The sequence below is a fragment of the Leptothoe spongobia TAU-MAC 1115 genome (genome assembly GCF_018739885.1).
Classification (GTDB): Bacteria; Cyanobacteriota; Cyanobacteriia; order Phormidesmidales; family Phormidesmidaceae; genus Leptothoe; species Leptothoe spongobia.
Genome location: NZ_JADOES010000002.1, coordinates 95,854 through 112,368, shown reverse-complemented (window position 1 = coordinate 112,368; position 16,515 = coordinate 95,854). Strand labels below are relative to the sequence as shown.

The window sequence follows — 16,515 nt, the reverse complement described above, 5'->3', positions numbered from 1 at the left end:
AATGGATCGAAGCATGGCTAACCTAAATACACTTGCAAGTAACCTAAAGGCACAGGCTGCGACAAACTCAACCATCGCTCTCGATAGCACCGTGTTCTCGACTGATGTGTTGGCCAATATTCGTGCTGCCTTTGGACTAGAAGCCGACGTCAATTTGACTCTCACAGGCGTTAACGCGACCGATATTTCCGCTCCCTCAAACGGCATTTTAACAATTTCTGCGGGAACAGCGTCGGTCCTCAATCAAGATAACGTGGACATCGGTCTCGCCTTTACAGAGTCTGCAGGTTCACTTCAGGCACTTATTATCGTCACGATGAGTGATGCATGGAAATTTAGCGATAGCTTTAATGGGTTGGATATTTTCCCATTTTCAAATCTCAACCTTTCTGCTGCACAGTTTGTGTTCATAACCACAGAACAAACAGCCTATCCATGGCCAGGCGATCCCTCCCAAACCATCCCTCTTGAACCAGGTCTTAATTTTCTTGCTGATATTACACTCGACAACTTCTCGATCGTTAGTGACCTCTTGGGCACGCTGATCGGCCCCAATTCCTTCAAGTTCTACGGACCCTTTACCCCAACAGATGGTCAATACCTGCCCGTTGGAACAATCAAAGCTCCGCTGGGAACGGGCACTTTCAGTATCGGCGTCGCACCCAATGCCTTAACCCTGGCAAATCCTGCCGTCGCCGTCCGTATCGACACTGCCAATATAAACAATCCTCTACAAAATATTGATCTGTTAGTCGAAGCCGAATACAACAACACCCTGACCTGCGCCATAGGTATCCCCATGTCAGGAAGAACCTTGGGTATCAGCACAAAACCGCTGCCCAACCAAAGCTCCATCAATAGCCTGATTGAAAGCCTGCCAGGCGGCAGTGGTTTTACAAGTTTTATTCCTAGCGAACTATCCAGCATTTTTGCCAATGTCGGACTGGACAACTTTGCCATGGTTGTCCAACCTGATCCCAGGGTCAGCTATTTAAGTTTGTCGATCAGTACCCTCCAGCCTTGGTCCGTCATATCTGATGTTCTCGTCCTAGAGGGATTAACCTTACGAATCGAGACCATTGACCCAACGGGCTCAAACTGGACACGGGTCTACATCGATGCCCAAGCCGAATTTCTTCCCAACATTTTTGATGGCGAATTCGATTTTGTTGTAAGACTAGAAAGACAGACCTCATGGCAAGTGAGTACGGTCAGTGGTTCCTACTACGGAGCAGTTAGCCTAGGAAAAATTGTTGGCGAGCTACTGGGCAACCAGGAATCCGTCCCCGCATCGCTGCGCGCTATTGCATTTTCAGATTTTGGTGTCAGCGCTACCCGTAGTGCCATAGGCTCACCGTTTAGCTATAGCTTCTACGGCAGCGTGGAAACCGCCTTCCCCATCCTAGATACAGCCCTAGTGGCCCAGCTCTATCTATCCGTTACCAAGACACCCACAAGCCATGAGATCTTCCTCAGTGGCGCGCTTGCGATTGGTGACCAAGCCTTTAGCCTTACGCTTGACCTGGGAACAGTCGGTGCTCAACTCAGAGCGACTTGGCAAACTCAGGGCGACTACCTAGAACTTGAAGATATTGCTTCTGCCTTTGACTTAGAAGTGCCGGAGACCCCCGACGAAATAAGTCTTGCCTTAGAGGCGGCTTCATTCACCTATGACTTTGCCAGCAAAACCTTGGTTATCGAAGCCGTCTCCGCTAATTTTGGCCATGCCGTCTTTGTGACTTTCAAAAATACCACCACGGCGAAGTGGCAGTTTTACTTCGGCCTCGCTGCAAGTCGGCCCCTGGCCCCTTCGGCAATTAATCTCTCTAACCTCCCCCTCGTGGGTTCAAAATTCCCTCCAGAACAAACCGTCAGCATCAATGGTTTAAAGTTCCTTATCCTGTCTCAGGCACTCACGGTAGAGCAAGTCGATACCCTCAATCCCCTCATCCCCGACGGTAGTGCTAAACTTCCCTCCCACTCCAGCGAGGCACAAGTAAGCAACGCCTCAGCGATTCGAAAGGGTTTAAGCATATCGGCAAACCTTCAATTGGGCTCCACAACCGAAGCGCTTGCCCTACCTATCTCATCTGACGACCAATCAACAATTGAGCCTGCTCCCGCAGCCTCAACTACGCCAGTACCCGTAGCCGACAACACCAAATGGTTTCCTATCAAAAAAGCCTTTGGTCCCCTATACTTTGGCCGAGTCGGCATCCAATACAAAGATACAGTTCTCTGGTTCCTCCTCGACGCCTCCCTCTCCGCTGCCGGACTCACCCTAGCCCTCGATGGCTTATCCATCGGTTCCTCTCTCAAAGAATTCAAACCCCAATTTAATCTCCAAGGCATCGGCATCAGCTATGAAAGTAAAGGAGCCGTCTCCATTGGCGGTGCCTTCCTCCGATCCACCATCAATGGCAGAGACGACTACTCCGGCATTGTCATCATCAAAACCGAAGCCTTTACCCTATCTGCCCTCGGTTCCTACACCACCACCGCTGAAGGCCATCCCTCCCTCTTCATCTATGGCGTACTCGACAAACCCCTCGGCGGACCTGCCTTCTTCTTCGTCACCGGACTAGCCCTCGGTTTCGCCTACAACCGTCGTCTAATCATGCCCACCCTCGACGAGGTTGGCGAATTTCCCCTCGTGCGAGCCGTCCTCAGCGGCGGCAATGCCAATGTCGGGGAATTGATGCAAATTCAGCAAGACCTGCAACCCTATATCCCGCCAAAAGTAGGACAGCTTGTTCTTGCAGTCGGCATCAAGTTTACCTCTTTTAAGCTGATTGAATCCTTTGTTCTGTTAGTTGTCACCATTGGCGACCAATTTGCCCTCGATCTACTGGGTATCTCCACCTTAATCTCCCCACCCGTTCCACCAGGGATCGATCCAAATGCGCTACCGCCACCACTTGCCAAAGTCCGTATAGGAATCCTCGCTCGTTTTGTCCCCGACGAAGGCACGCTCACAGTCGCAGGAAAAATCTTGCCCGGTTCCTACCTCTTTGAGCAAGCCTGCCGACTCAGCGGTGGATTTGCATTTTATTGTTGGTTTAAAGGCGAACACGCAGGAGACTTTGTCCTGACAGTGGGTGGCTACCATCCTCGTTTCCAGGTGCCTGCCCACTATCCCAAGGTTGACCCCCTCGCCCTCAACTGGCGCATTAGTAACGAGTTGACGGTCAAAGGCAGTATATACTTCGCCCTCACCGCCTCAGCCATTATGGCAGGCGGAAGCTTAGAAGCAGTTTATAAGTCAGGCAATCTCAAAGCCTGGTTTATTGCCAAAGCCCATTTTATTGTCTCTTGGCAGCCCTACTTCTACGACGCTCGGATGTCCTTAAATGTTGGTGGATCCTATACCTTTAAGGTTTTCGGTGCTAGTGAAACGATCACAGTAGATGTTGGAGCCGACCTGCATATCTGGGGGCCAGAGTTCTCAGGCATCGCAGAAATTGATCTGGATATTGTTTCCTTTACCGTTCGCTTCGGTAATTATTCTCAGAAGAAGCCAGCACCTATCGGTTGGACGAAGTTTAAGGATTCTTTCCTACCTACCGATCAAGACGTTTGCACCATTGCTGTTGAGAGTGGGCTCCTCCGTAAGCTGGGGGAACGGGACTCTGAAATCTGGATTGTGAATCCCAAAGAATTCGTTCTGAATACTAGCTCCGTCATTCCGATAAAAACAGGTGACGTTGGCGAAATTCTAGCAGAAAGTGACGAAAGTCCTCCGACAAAAGCTTTTGGAATTGCCCCCATGGAGGTTAAACGCGATGGCTTTAATCAGTCTAGCTATCATATTTCCATCAAGAAGAATAACCAAGAAGTAGGAGAACACTTTAAATGCAAGTCCATTGTCAAAAATGTTCCGACCGCATTATGGGGAGAATCCAATAGCAACGACACTAATCGAGAAAGATTTATCAACAATGTATTGTCTGGATATACCATCAGGCCTGCAAATCCTCCAAAACCTGGTAAGACCCAGGCAATTGAGCGTAAAAACCTCGCTTATGATGTTGAGAAAATAGATAACGCCTACCAGTGGGGTTCATTTTTAATCAGCAAAGAAAGCAAAGAAACAGACGAAGATACCCGACAAGAAACGATTGGCCATAGCATCATCTCTGAAGCTGTCGAAAATACCAGGAATCGTTTACTACAAAGCTTGGGACTATCAGACATCGATATTAATTTAGAAGACTTCAAAACCGAAAAAGGAAGGGAGCAAGCATTTGTTATCGCGCCTCAACTAGAAGTAACCATGACTTAATCCTTTCATACTTAACTTGAACTGCTAATTCGAAAGACTAATTTTAACCATGAGTACCAAAGTTACTGATAATACAGCTAAGAGTCAACTACAGTTTATTCAAAATCATCAGACCGCTTTAGATGCGGGAGAATATCAAATTGAGATCGAACAAACTGTCAAAATTGATGATGCCCTCGATAAGTTTAGCGCTAATCTCACGTTCGTTGTTCAAGGCGATCGCTTTACTTTAGCCCCTCAAGACATTCACGCTGTTTTTCCCCCAGTCGGAAGCTTAGGCGATCATTCCCATATCCTCCCACACATTGCCCTAGAGTGGAGCACCCTGCCTTGGGAAAGATTAGTTCATGCAGGCAGCTCTCAAGATATTCCTTGGTTAGCCCTGATTCTGATTCACGAGGGTGAACTGGTAGGACGAGACGGTCAAACTGGAGAAAGTTTAATTCAACCTGGCAATACTAAAATTGTTACCCTTAAAGAATTACAGAAACCTTCTACTAATACCATTAAATGGCCTGGTATAACCTTGGAAGCTGGGCAAGAGCCAGACGATAAAGTATCTGTGATTGATGTGCCCAAGACTTTGTTGTTAGAGATATTGCCCACCACACAAGACCTATCCTATCTCGCTCACGTTCGTAAAATCTCTGGAGAGACGGAAAACAACGCCCCCTTAGCAGTGGTGATTAGTAATCGGCTTCCCCAAAAAGACCAGAGCAGCACAGCCTATTTAGTCTCCCTGGAAAGTCGCTATAAAGAGAATGGCGAGTTTGATCATCAAAATGCCACAGATGAAGATTCTATTCGTCTAGTCGTCCTCAAAAGTTGGAGCTTTGCTTGTTCTGACCCCAAACAAAATTTTCAAGCCCTACTCACAAATCTCGATAAAAATACTCTCAGACTACCCGAATCCGATCAGGCTGAAGCCAATAAATATCTGACCAAAGGATATGTGCCATTACCTCACTATCTTCGACAAGGCGGGAAAACCCTTTCTTGGTACCATAGCCCTCTAGCTCCAGGGGAAAATTCGACAAGTTTAGGTCTTTCTAAACTCTCTGTTCGCAGTGCGGACCAACTCATTGCCTACAATCCGAATAATGGATTATTTGATATCTCCTATGCAGCCGCCTGGCAACTGGGTCAACTATTGGCTCTCCAAGATAAACAATTTGCCATCAGCCTCTTTAACTGGAAACGTAGCAACGCCCAAAAACTAGCCCAAAATAATCAGCAGGCACTTTTCCCTCATCTCTTTACTGATAATAATGGTAAGTCTGCTAGTAGCAACTCTGCTGACAATGAGTTTCCTAACGATATTAAGACCTGGTTTGAGCAACTAGGACTGTTATCTGGCGTTCCCTTTAATTACTTAGTCCCCGATGAGCAGATGCTACCCTCAGAATCAATCCGTTTCTTCTGGTTAGATTGGTTTTGGGTGGAATCACTGCTGGATGGTGCATTTAGTATTGGTAGAGTACAAGCCTCTGATGCACAAGAAGATAGCAAGAATAATCCTCTAACCAGTAAAGTTAAAAAGATCACTGGGTTTTTAATGCGCTCAGACGTCGTTTCAGGTTGGCCTGATTTACAAATAGATGGTTCCGAATCTTCTATACTGGATGAGCGGCCAATGAAGCAGAATGAGAAGTTAAAGATTTTACGTCAAGATCGCCTTTCAGAAGATGTATTAGTTTGCCTATTCGACGGAGCAGTTCGGACAGTTGATATATCACTCAAACCAGAGGGATTGCATTTTGGTTTTAATAATGACGATGCTGATGAGCTATGGCGAGAGTTAAGAAAGCTAGATGGACAAGAAATGGGTGATTGGAAAGTTCAACCTATTCCGTGGAAAGATGAGACTAAACAGGTCGTTAACATTAATAATCTAGTCGATGCAATTAAAAATGAGTTGAAAACTCAAAATGAGATAGAAGAATCGAATGCTTTTACTGCGGCTCAATTTGCCTTGCAGATGATTCAAGGTGCAGAGAAAGTGAGATTATCTATCAGTACTTGAAGTCTTTTGCGAAATAAGGATTTGGAATAGAAGGGTATCAATTTAAGCCAGGAAATCCTGACTCCTGTAGAACTTTCCTCTTCTCGGAGAGTATTCTGTCCTTAGGAAAATGTCTTGCTTTACGTTGATACCCTGTCAGGGTTAGTGCTTATGAAAAGCTTTCATTAACTTGGGCCGCAGTCAACCCAAATTGTTCTAACGAATAACGATGGGAAGCTTTATTTAGCTTAGAATTACGCGTCAGCGATTGCTCCATGGCGTGAGCCGCCGTATCACTCAACTGATCGCCAAAGAATTCATAGATTTGCCGGACGGTTGCTAGTGGATTGTGGACCAATCTATTGTAATCCACATCGCAAATGCGGACATCCGGATGTTGTTGCCGAAAACGATGTCCTTGATGGTAATGGTGGGTCAAAATCTTCAGCCAATCTTGACCGATTTGGGCAGTGTCTATTCTATCCGAATAGACACTGTGAATAATGGCTGCCAAACTGCAAATTGATGGCATGACTGTGCAGGGATCTCGATGTGTTTGCACGACACAGGCATCGGGAAAAACGGTAAACAATGCATCCAAACTTCCTAAGTGAGCAGGGGCTTTAAGTAGCCATTGCCCTGACCACTGCCAACTGAGTAACTGGAGTTGTTGCCGAAAATACCCATACTCAGACACCATATCTTTTTGCTGCAGCCACTGATCATAGGTGGGAATATGCGATCGCAACTCAAACAAAACGCTGGCAAAGGCGTGTTCAAATAGATGGTTTTCTTCTTCTGGGATTTCAGCATCTATGCGATGGGCCGTAGAAATGGCAGGGGCCAGTGTTTGATATTGCTGTATCAAACGCTGGCCTGATTGAATCCGTGGATCCGTGTTGACATTCGCCTGTATGGGTGGAGGACAGGGGGCTATGAGTTCCCAAAAACGGAGCCAGCGAAATTTTGGATCCTGGGCCAACAATCGTTGCAGAAAGGTAGTACCCGTTCTAGGTAACCCAGTAATGATTAAGGGTCTTTGAATAGATAACTCTAGAATATCTGGATGTTGCTTAAGCGTTGCCTGAATTGTTAGACGATTTTTCAGTAAGCGGACCAGCTGTTTGCGGATTAATAATCGTCCTATCAAGCTGAGGTTAGCTTCTTGATTAAGCGCCTTGATTAAGGTTTGCAGCCCTTCCCTAAAGGCTTCATCACCCCAGTCTGATAGTTGAGTATGCTTCTGGGCTGTGGCGAGTAAGACGGCCTCGGAGAACTGAACAGGTTGAATGCCTAATTTTTCCAGGTTATGACCGCCCCAATTGATCCATTGCACCCACCAAGGGGATTGATTATTTTCCAGGGTAGAGCGTAGCGTTTGTTGGGTCATAATTTAGGACAGGTCACGGGATAAATCCTAGATCAAGAAATATCGTACTTTTGCCAGAGGACATTGAAAGATTTATTACAGAGTCGCTCTTGCCGCAGTTTGAATACCTTCCCCAACGACAGTGGGATGCTCTGGCAGGCATAGATTTTTACGGATTTCTGGTAACGGCCTACTCCATTGCTGGGCCCAATCGTAACCAAAAAGGGAGTTCGCCGACATCCCTGTCCGCCAACCTAATTGGAACGCATCTAATCGTTGTCGAAAATTAGATGGTTGGAAAAAGATGGTGTTTAGTAACATTACACCCAGCCCCAAAATAATGTGTGGTGCTGTCTGAAACTGAGCCGCATAGAAAGCAAATAAAGAGATTTCACCTAGCTTATCGCTGCCATATCCTGTCACCACATGCCAGATGTCATGGGTTTCTACAAAATGTGCCATGACAAAACTAGCCGCATCCACAGCAGGTAGTGGTGCAACGATATTAGGATTTAGTTCTTTTTGAGTCATGTGTTCTGCCAACGTTTTGCCCAAGCTGCCTGGCGGCAGTTCTGCCAATCTAGTCAAGTCAATCCAGCCTAGACGCGGACGTGTCTCTAGCGCATGTTTAATCCGAACATCGCTGGATAGTTGTTGGGTAACCTGGTCCCATTTAGCAAGCCATGATAACCATCTTGACTGGGCAAATGTAGCTTGAAGAATAATAAAGTCCTCAGTGCGTGATAAATCTTGAATTACGCGCCAGCAAGAGCGAGCAAAACGGAAAGGATTAACAACTTGATTTGAATATTCGTAGGCACCTCGGCTAGCCAAGCTGGCTTCAGGAGGATTATCATTTGCTCTTTGGATGTCGTAATTATTTAGAGATTTAATGTCATAGATATCAGAAATAGAAGAGCTGAAGGAAGTCATACTTTTGGGTCTCCATCTTTCGCCACTCCTACTGTGGCAAAAGACTTTGGTGGAAAAAATCCTGAAAAGTTCGGATATATTCAGAAAAAAGATCAGGTTTATTCAGGTGTTTGGGAAATGGGTGATCTTTGTTATGGCAGAGGATTGAGGTGGATCACACTAAACCAGTACAACACTGGTATCCACTGCAAAACCAGATTGATTTTCCAGGATTGAGATCGCATTCCCCACTCCAGCCACAAACAACTCACCCGTCGCAGCATTAAAGGTCACGTCGGTGGTCTTACTGCCGATACCAAACCTGTCCTGGTCAATCTGGATGCGATCGCCTTCACCATAGTCAAAGTCAAGAATGCGTCAATCCCAGCATCCACAGCTTTATTAAAGACAAACATGTCTGCACCATGACCGCCAATGAGAATATCATCCTCTTTGCGGCCATTCACGATATCATCGCCATTACCACCTAGTAAAATATCATTGTCCCGAGCCCCAAAGAGAAAGTCATCGCCATTGCCACCAAAGAGATAATCATCTCCCTTCGAAGTTCTGAAATAGTTATCGCTACCACAAAGCGATTGGTATTGCATAGAGTATCAATTCCAACAGTTGGGGCATTAACTTTTGCGCTCTTTCTAGATACTTTGACTGGTTGTGATAAAGTCAACATCTTTCTACTTTGATATTTACCAGTTGCTGAGCGCATAACAACTAAGCGCTCAGTTGTTATGCGGTGTGGATGATAAGGACAGAATCATTACACCAAGGTGACTAGCTCGCTGATACCTGCATAACTGCCCTCTATGCCCCCTTCGAAGACTGCTATTTCAATGCCTCGATATCCCAAGAGAACATCACCACCGCCTAAGCTAACTGTAAAGAAGTCGTCCATTGAGCGAATCTGATATGCATCTTGATCGATCTGGAGCATATCTCCTTCAGTCACACTGAAGTCAGTAATCACGTCTGTTGTGCTGGATCTCAAAACGCTGTCATAGTACAAATCTTTCCCCTTGAATACAAATGTATCCTGGCCACTGCCTCCGGTTAAGGTGTCTGTACCACTGCCACCAATCAAGATATCGTTTTCACTACCACCAAGCAGCCGATCATCTCCTTTGCCGCCTCGGAGAAGATCATTCTCACTGCCACCCGAGAGAATATCGTCTCCCATCTCTCCTCTGAGCTCATCCGCGCCCTGATCGCCAGACAGAAAATCATTGCCTTCACCGCCCTTGATGGTGTCATTGCCTTCATTGCCAAAAAGGCCATCATTCCCTAAGCCACCAAAGATCCTATCATTGCCTTCACCACCATAGATATTATCGCTTCCCTCTTCGCCAAAAAGAGTGTCATGGTCGCCCTCGCCTTCAATGGTGTCATTACCTGCACCACCTAAAATATAATCATTACCACCGCCACCTCGAAGTACATCATTAATATCGACTCCGATAATTGTTTCATCCAAATCGGTGCCCGTGACAATGGGATATTCAACAGTGCTTTCTAGAAGAGCGTCGCCTATTACAAAAGACATTTGTGTGACTCCTTAAAGTTTTTGTCTTGAAAATGCTGTGACAAACCGAATGATTTAGGGGTGGCCTTCACTTATTCGGTATGGGTTAATGATGATGGAAATGGCTGGTAGAAAAAATACTGGAATGTTCAGGTTTATTCAGGGAAATAGTCAGGTTTATGCAGAGTTTGGAGTAACTGGTGATCTATTACATAGCAGGGGGATGGAGTAGATCACACTTTTAGAAAGAGAAGGTAGATTCAACAGATACGGGGTAAGCTGTTGTGTCTTTAAATAATTGAACCCCGATTGATTAACGCCAATCGGGGTATTCGAATCGGAGTCAAGATAACATTTTCAATGAGATTAGGCCTATTAAGCAATCTTCTGATGGATACCAAAGCCACGTTTTACTGAACGCTTACGCCAATGCTGTAGGGACATCCCTTTGTGGGTGCCCTTCGATATCGGGTGCTATCAGTCAGGATTTCGTATTACTTCAGGTTTAAGAATATGAAAGTTCAGTATGATTTAAGCTATCCCCGGTCTATGACAGCAACCTGTTACGGAGTATGGTGCTTTGCTTCAATCATCTCCCTATCACATCCACGCTAAACTCCACGAAAGCGCCCATGCTCTGGTTTATCGGGCAACGATGCAGGCTGACACCCAGGGGCTGAAGGATAAAACGTCTGTCATTATTAAACAACTCAGGCAAGAGTATCCACCGCCAAAGGTGCTAGCGCGTTTTCGTCAAGAATATGACATCATTCACTACCTGACGGACAGTGTCCGCAACCAGTCTGATCACGATCATGCAACGTCTTCCCCTGATGCCGCTCAGTTTATTATTCAAGCCTACGGACTAGAACCCTATGGAAAGACCCAGGCCATCATATTAGAGGACTTCGGTGGAGAGTCCCTGCGCAGCCATCTCAAGGCAGGACCCATGCCTTTACAGGTGTTTTTGCCCCTGGCCATTAAAATCGCCCAGGCCCTGGGATATATCCACAATGCCAATGTTATTCACAAAGATATCAACCCTGCCAATATTGTTTTTAATGCGGCATCGGGACAGGTCAAAATCATTGACTTTGGCATTGCCACCCAACTGCCTCAGACCAGCATTCGTCTAGAACGTTCAGACGTGGTGGAAGGGACCCTGGCCTATATTTCGCCTGAACAAACGGGTCGCATGAATCGATTTCTAGACTACCGTACGGATTTTTATTCCCTAGGGGTGACATTTTATGAGCTGTTGACCCAACGACTCCCGTTTTGGGCTAACGATCGTCTGGAACTCCTGCACCAGCATTTAGCCCAGGCCCCTCCTTCTCTGCAGGAACATTGCCCCGAGATCCCAACGGTTGTTGCCAACATTGTCTCAAAGTTACTACAAAAAACAGCAGAAGATCGATACCAAAGTGCCCAGGGACTCCAGGCAGATTTAGAACGCTGCTTAGATCAGCTAGAGACGACAGGCACTGTGCAGTCGTTTACGCTAGCGAGTCAGGATCGCTCTCACCAACTGAGAATTCCCCAGAAGCTCTATGGTCGTAGTGCTGAAGTGGACCAATTGCTACAGATTTTTGATCAGGTCACCCAGACAGAAAAGACTGCACTGCTGTTGGTAACGGGTAAGTCTGGCATTGGTAAGTCAGCACTGGTACAGGAAATCCATAAGCCCATTACTGAAAGAAAAGGCTACTTTATCACGGGTAAATTTAACCAGCTTCAGCGCGATACCCCTTATTCTGCGGTAACAGATGCCTTTAAAAATTTAATCAGGCTGTTATTGACTGAAGACGAGGCCCGTCTCCAGGACTGGAAAGCCAAACTCACCCAGGCCCTGGGTAAAAATGGTCAGGTGATTGTGGAGGTCATTCCCGATCTGGCGTTGATCCTCGGTCCCCAACCTGCCGTTGCCCAGTTGGGTCCAACGGAAACTCGCAACCGCTTTAACCTGGTGTTTCAACGTTTTATCCAGGTATTTAGCGATCGCACCCATCCCCTGGTTATTTTTCTCGATGATTTACAGTGGGCCGATACCGCCAGTCTCCAGCTCATCCAGCTCATTTTGACCAATCCTGAGCTGAAATCTCATCTATTAATCGGGGCTTATCGCGATAACGAGGTTAGTTCCACCCATCCCTTAATGCACACCCTACAGGCGCTGCAGGATGAGGGACTGCAAGTCCATGAGCTGACATTATCGCCCCTGTCGGTGACTCACATCCAGACACTGCTGACCGAGACCTTTCGCTGTGATCATCCGGCAACGGTGCTCCCCCTGGCCCAGTTGATTACCGTTAAAACCAATGGCAATCCCTTCTTTATTAATGAATTTCTCAAGACCCTAGCCACTGACAATCTGCTTTATTTCAGTCCTCGCCAGGGTCAGTGGCAATGGGATATTCCCACCATTCAAGCCCAAAACATCACTGACAATGTGGTGGAGTTAATGATGGCTAAGCTGCAAAAGCTACCCCACCCAACTCAGCAGGTACTCTGGGATGCCGCCTGTATCGGCACCACCTTTGAGCTCCACACCCTCACCATTGTGTCTGGGAAAACGGCCTCAGAGCTGGCTCAATCCCTGATGATAGCCGTTCGGGCCGGGTTGATTTTAACCACCTCAGATCCCGATGTGGGTTTGCTCATACAAGACTATCGCTTCTTACACGATCGAGTGCATCAGGCCGCCTATGATGCCATGGACGATACCCAAAAGCAGCAGCGCCATCTTTCCATTGGACAACTGCTCAAACAAACGACCCCTGAGGCTGAATGGAACGAAAAGCTGCCGGATATTGTGCGGCACCTGAACCTGGGACGGACCCAAAACACCCAGGCTGATTTTCCTCTGGACCTGGCTCAGCTCAACTTAAAGGCAGCTCAAAAGGCCAAGGGGGCCATTGCTTACGAACCTGCTCACACCTATCTCTGCATTGGCCTAGAGTGTTTGCCGGTCGCTAGTTGGCAAGATCATTACCCACTCACGCTAGCCCTGCATCAAGCCCAGGCTGAGGTAGAGTACCTGTTGGGAAATTTCGATGTCTCTCGTCAAATTTTAGAGACTGTTTTAGAGCAAGGAAAAACTGTTATCGAACGAGCCGAGGCCTACAACTTACTGGTAGTGCAGTCTACTGTTCAAACTGAGTATGCCATGGCTCTGGAGTATGGTCGGCAGGCGCTAAAACTTTTTGACATTGACTTTCCAGAGGATAACTTTACAGCCGCCTTTAACCAGGGATACCGACAGATTCAAACCCAGTTAGGCAGCCGCTCCATTCGCGCCTTGATCGATTTACCTGAGATTGTTGAACCGGAACAAAAACTGGCCGTTAAAATCCTCTCGAACCTGGGGTCGGCGGCCTATCGCTATAACCAAACCATCTGGCAAATTGTGGTGGTACTTTCCATTAACCTATTCCTGAAATACGGCAATGTAGCCGAGTCCTGCTATGGATATTCCAACTATGGCACCCTGCTGGGTTCGGTGCTGAAAAACTATGGTGACAGCTATGACGCTTGTGAAGTGGCGCTCGCCTTGAGTGAACGCTACGATGATCTGACGCAACAATCACGGGCCTGCTTTATTTTGAGCAACTTTGTCCATTCCTGGGTGAAGCATGTAAACCAGGCGGACGCCATTAACCAGACCGGAGCCCAGGCCGGATTGGAATCTGGAGAATTACAATATGTGGGCTATACCATCAGCTATCGAGTTTCTAATCTATTCTTCCAAGGTAAAAATCTAGAGGAGTTAGCAACAGAGTTACAGAAGTCGTTACAATTCTGTCGCCAGCATAAAAATCAGTGGGCCATCGATGCATTACGGGGCTATGAATTAGCCCTAGAACAACTACTAACAACCGCTGGAGAAGGGCACCCCTTGTTAACAACCCATCCAGACGGAGAAACCTATGGGCAAACGTGTCAAGCCAACAAAAGCTTTAGTGGTCTCTGCCGTTATTATATCCTTCAGGCCATTGTGGGGTATTTGGCCGGACAATTTGACCAGGCGCTGAATTATGCTCGACAAGCTAAGGAGCATCAGAGCTATATTCTCGGAGTGGTATCCAATGCAGAATTAACGCTTTATACTACCCTGATCCTGATGCAGCTATATCCAGATGCTGCGCCCCAGCAACAAACTGACTACCTTGCAGAAATTACGACCCTGCAACAAGAACTTCAAGGCTGGGCGGACAGCTGTCCAGACAACTTTCTCCATAAGGTATGGCTAGTGGAAGCAGAACTGGCTCGTCTGCATAATCGTCCCTGGCATGCTTATGAACATTACGATCGGGCCATATCGGCTGCCGCTGCTCAGGGATTTGTTCAAGAAGAAGGACTGACGAATGAACTAGCGGCTCGATTTTGGCTGGCCCAGGGCAAACGAGAATTTGCCCAGAGCTATCTGCGCAAAGCTCAGTATGCCTATCAACTCTGGGGTGCCCAGGCCAAGGTAAAACAGCTACAGCAGCGATATCCTAACCTGTTAGCAACGCCTACCCAAACAACTCGATCATCCATTTTTAATGCCCAGTCTACGGCGGTAGAATTTAGCCTCTCATCGGGTACAGAAACCTTAGACTTCCAGTCCCTGCTGAAAGCGACTCAATCCATTGGTCAAGAAATTGTACTGGAAAAACTATTGTCTCAGCTGATGACGGTGGTGATGGAAAATGCTGGAGCGCAGACCGCCCATCTGATCCTTGAAACCCAAGGACAGTTTACGATCGAAGCCACTGGAGAGATTAATACCCCCATTCGAGTACTGATGGGAGTCCCTTTGGCAGGACGGATTCCCATGGGACTGTTTAACTATGTGGTGCGCACCCAGAATAGTGTGGTATTAGCCAATGCGATCGCACCCGATGCCGCTGAGCAATTTGCCGACTTTGCCCAAGATCCTTACATTCAGCAGCACCAGCTCAAATCTGTTCTCTGTACACCTCTAGTGCATCAGGGGAAACTGATCGGGGTGTTGTACTTAGAAAACAATCTAGTGGAAAGCGCTTTTACCCATGATCGTTTGCAGGTTTTGAGTCTACTCTCCACCCAAATTGCCATCTCATTGGAAAACTCACAGCTTTATACCACCCTGGAGCAAAAAGTAGCTGAACGCACTGTTGAACTTAAGTTTGCCAGGGATGAGGCCGAGATGGCCAGCCAGGCTAAAGGCAAGTTTCTGGCCAACATGAGCCACGAGTTACGCACACCCCTCAACTCGATTATTGGCTTTAGTCAGATTATGGCTAGGGATGCAGACCTGACAGAAACTCACCAGAAACGCTTGAATCTGATTCGCCATAGTGGGGAGCACCTGCTGAACTTGATCAATGACATCTTGGAACTTTCTAAACTAGAAGCGGGTAAACAACCCTTAAACGAGAGTCTATTTGAGATTGGTCAATTAACAGAAACCATTCAGGCGCTCTTTCAGCTACGGGTGGAACAGAAAGGATTACAATTTTTTATAGAGACTGCCCCAGATGTCCCGCACCAGTTTATCGGTGATGAGAAAAAGATCCGTCAGGTCTTGTTAAATCTCCTGAGTAATGCACTCAAATTCACGAATCAAGGCCACATCGGTGTGCGAGTGCGTCCTTGCCTTGAGGTTAATCAGCCATGCTTAGAATTTAGTGTGGAAGATACCGGCGAAGGCATTGCCGCCGATGAACTACCCAAATTATTTGTACCCTTTGAACAAACCGACAGTGGAACTAAATCCAAAACAGGCACTGGGTTAGGTTTATCTATTAGTGAACAGTTTGTCAAACTAATGGGAGGAGAGTTTCGGGTTACCAGCCAACTCGGACAAGGAACGGTATTTGCTTTCACAGTTCAGAGCCAAAGTACCGCTGAGGAACTGGAATCATTGCCCCCAGAAATAATACCAGAAGTCATATTAGACCCTGCTGTCCCAGCCATCAATCGTGCAGCCGCACCCACCGTGCAAGCTTTAGGGGACCTGGCCCAGGGTACCAACGACCTGGTCCCATCTAGTGCCATTATCCAAGCCCTGTCCACTATGCCTGCAGGCTGGTTAACCGATATCAAACAAGCCTCACAGCGACTTAATGGTCGCCAGGTGATGAAACTGTTGGATCAACTGCCAGAGTCTGACGTAGCCGTGGCTAATCATTTGAAGGAACTCGCCGAAAATTATGACTACGCTCAACTCACTGCCCTTTTGTCAGCTGATCTAGCTTAGTTGGGGTATCAATTTAAGCCGGGAAATTCTGAACAGGTAAGGAGTTAGCTCCTGTAGTATGGCAAGGAATTGATGCGTTACGCTACCGCTAACACATCCTACAAATCCTACAAATAATTATGATCACACGACTTGGAAGGTTAAGCATCGGCACATAGAGAAAAGGGTCGCTCAGGGCTTTCCTCCCCGA

7 protein-coding genes are annotated in these 16,515 nt (G+C 47.0%); 3 read left to right on the top strand and 4 right to left on the bottom strand.

All coding sequences use genetic code 11. From position 1 onward, the window contains the following. Nucleotides 1-13: 13 nt before the first annotated feature. Both IXB50_RS01280 and IXB50_RS01275 read left to right on the top strand, forming a co-directional pair. Nucleotides 14-4,282: a DUF6603 domain-containing protein gene (locus IXB50_RS01280; protein ID WP_215607123.1), complete on the top strand. Its 4,269-nt coding sequence runs from the start codon at nucleotides 14-16 to the stop codon at nucleotides 4,280-4,282. Nucleotides 4,283-4,331: 49 nt separating this feature from the next. Further along, the gene (locus IXB50_RS01275) at nucleotides 4,332-6,305 is read left to right on the top strand and encodes a hypothetical protein (protein WP_215607122.1); all 1,974 of its coding nucleotides are present in this window, start codon (nucleotides 4,332-4,334) and stop codon (nucleotides 6,303-6,305) included. A 148-nt stretch (nucleotides 6,306-6,453) separates the two neighbouring features. Here IXB50_RS01275 and IXB50_RS01270 read toward each other — a convergent pair whose 3' ends face one another. From IXB50_RS01270 to IXB50_RS01255, 4 genes are all read right to left on the bottom strand, one after another. Then, on the bottom strand, nucleotides 6,454-7,674 hold the full coding sequence (locus IXB50_RS01270) for a sulfotransferase family protein (RefSeq protein ID WP_215607121.1): 1,221 nt from the start codon (nucleotides 7,672-7,674) through the stop codon (nucleotides 6,454-6,456). A 75-nt stretch (nucleotides 7,675-7,749) separates the two neighbouring features. Further along, nucleotides 7,750-8,586: a Coq4 family protein gene (locus tag IXB50_RS01265; RefSeq protein ID WP_215607120.1), complete on the bottom strand. Its 837-nt coding sequence runs from the start codon at nucleotides 8,584-8,586 to the stop codon at nucleotides 7,750-7,752. Nucleotides 8,587-8,855: 269 nt separating this feature from the next. After that, nucleotides 8,856-9,176, bottom strand: coding sequence for a calcium-binding protein (locus IXB50_RS01260; RefSeq protein ID WP_215607119.1), 321 nt, complete (start codon nucleotides 9,174-9,176; stop codon nucleotides 8,856-8,858). Nucleotides 9,177-9,343: 167 nt separating this feature from the next. Then, the gene (locus IXB50_RS01255; protein WP_215607118.1) at nucleotides 9,344-10,123 is read right to left on the bottom strand and encodes a calcium-binding protein; all 780 of its coding nucleotides are present in this window, start codon (nucleotides 10,121-10,123) and stop codon (nucleotides 9,344-9,346) included. A 559-nt stretch (nucleotides 10,124-10,682) separates the two neighbouring features. Here IXB50_RS01255 and IXB50_RS01250 point away from each other — a divergent pair. Continuing rightward, the gene (locus IXB50_RS01250; protein ID WP_215607117.1) at nucleotides 10,683-16,325 is read left to right on the top strand and encodes a hybrid sensor histidine kinase/response regulator; all 5,643 of its coding nucleotides are present in this window, start codon (nucleotides 10,683-10,685) and stop codon (nucleotides 16,323-16,325) included. Nucleotides 16,326-16,515 lie beyond the last annotated feature (190 nt).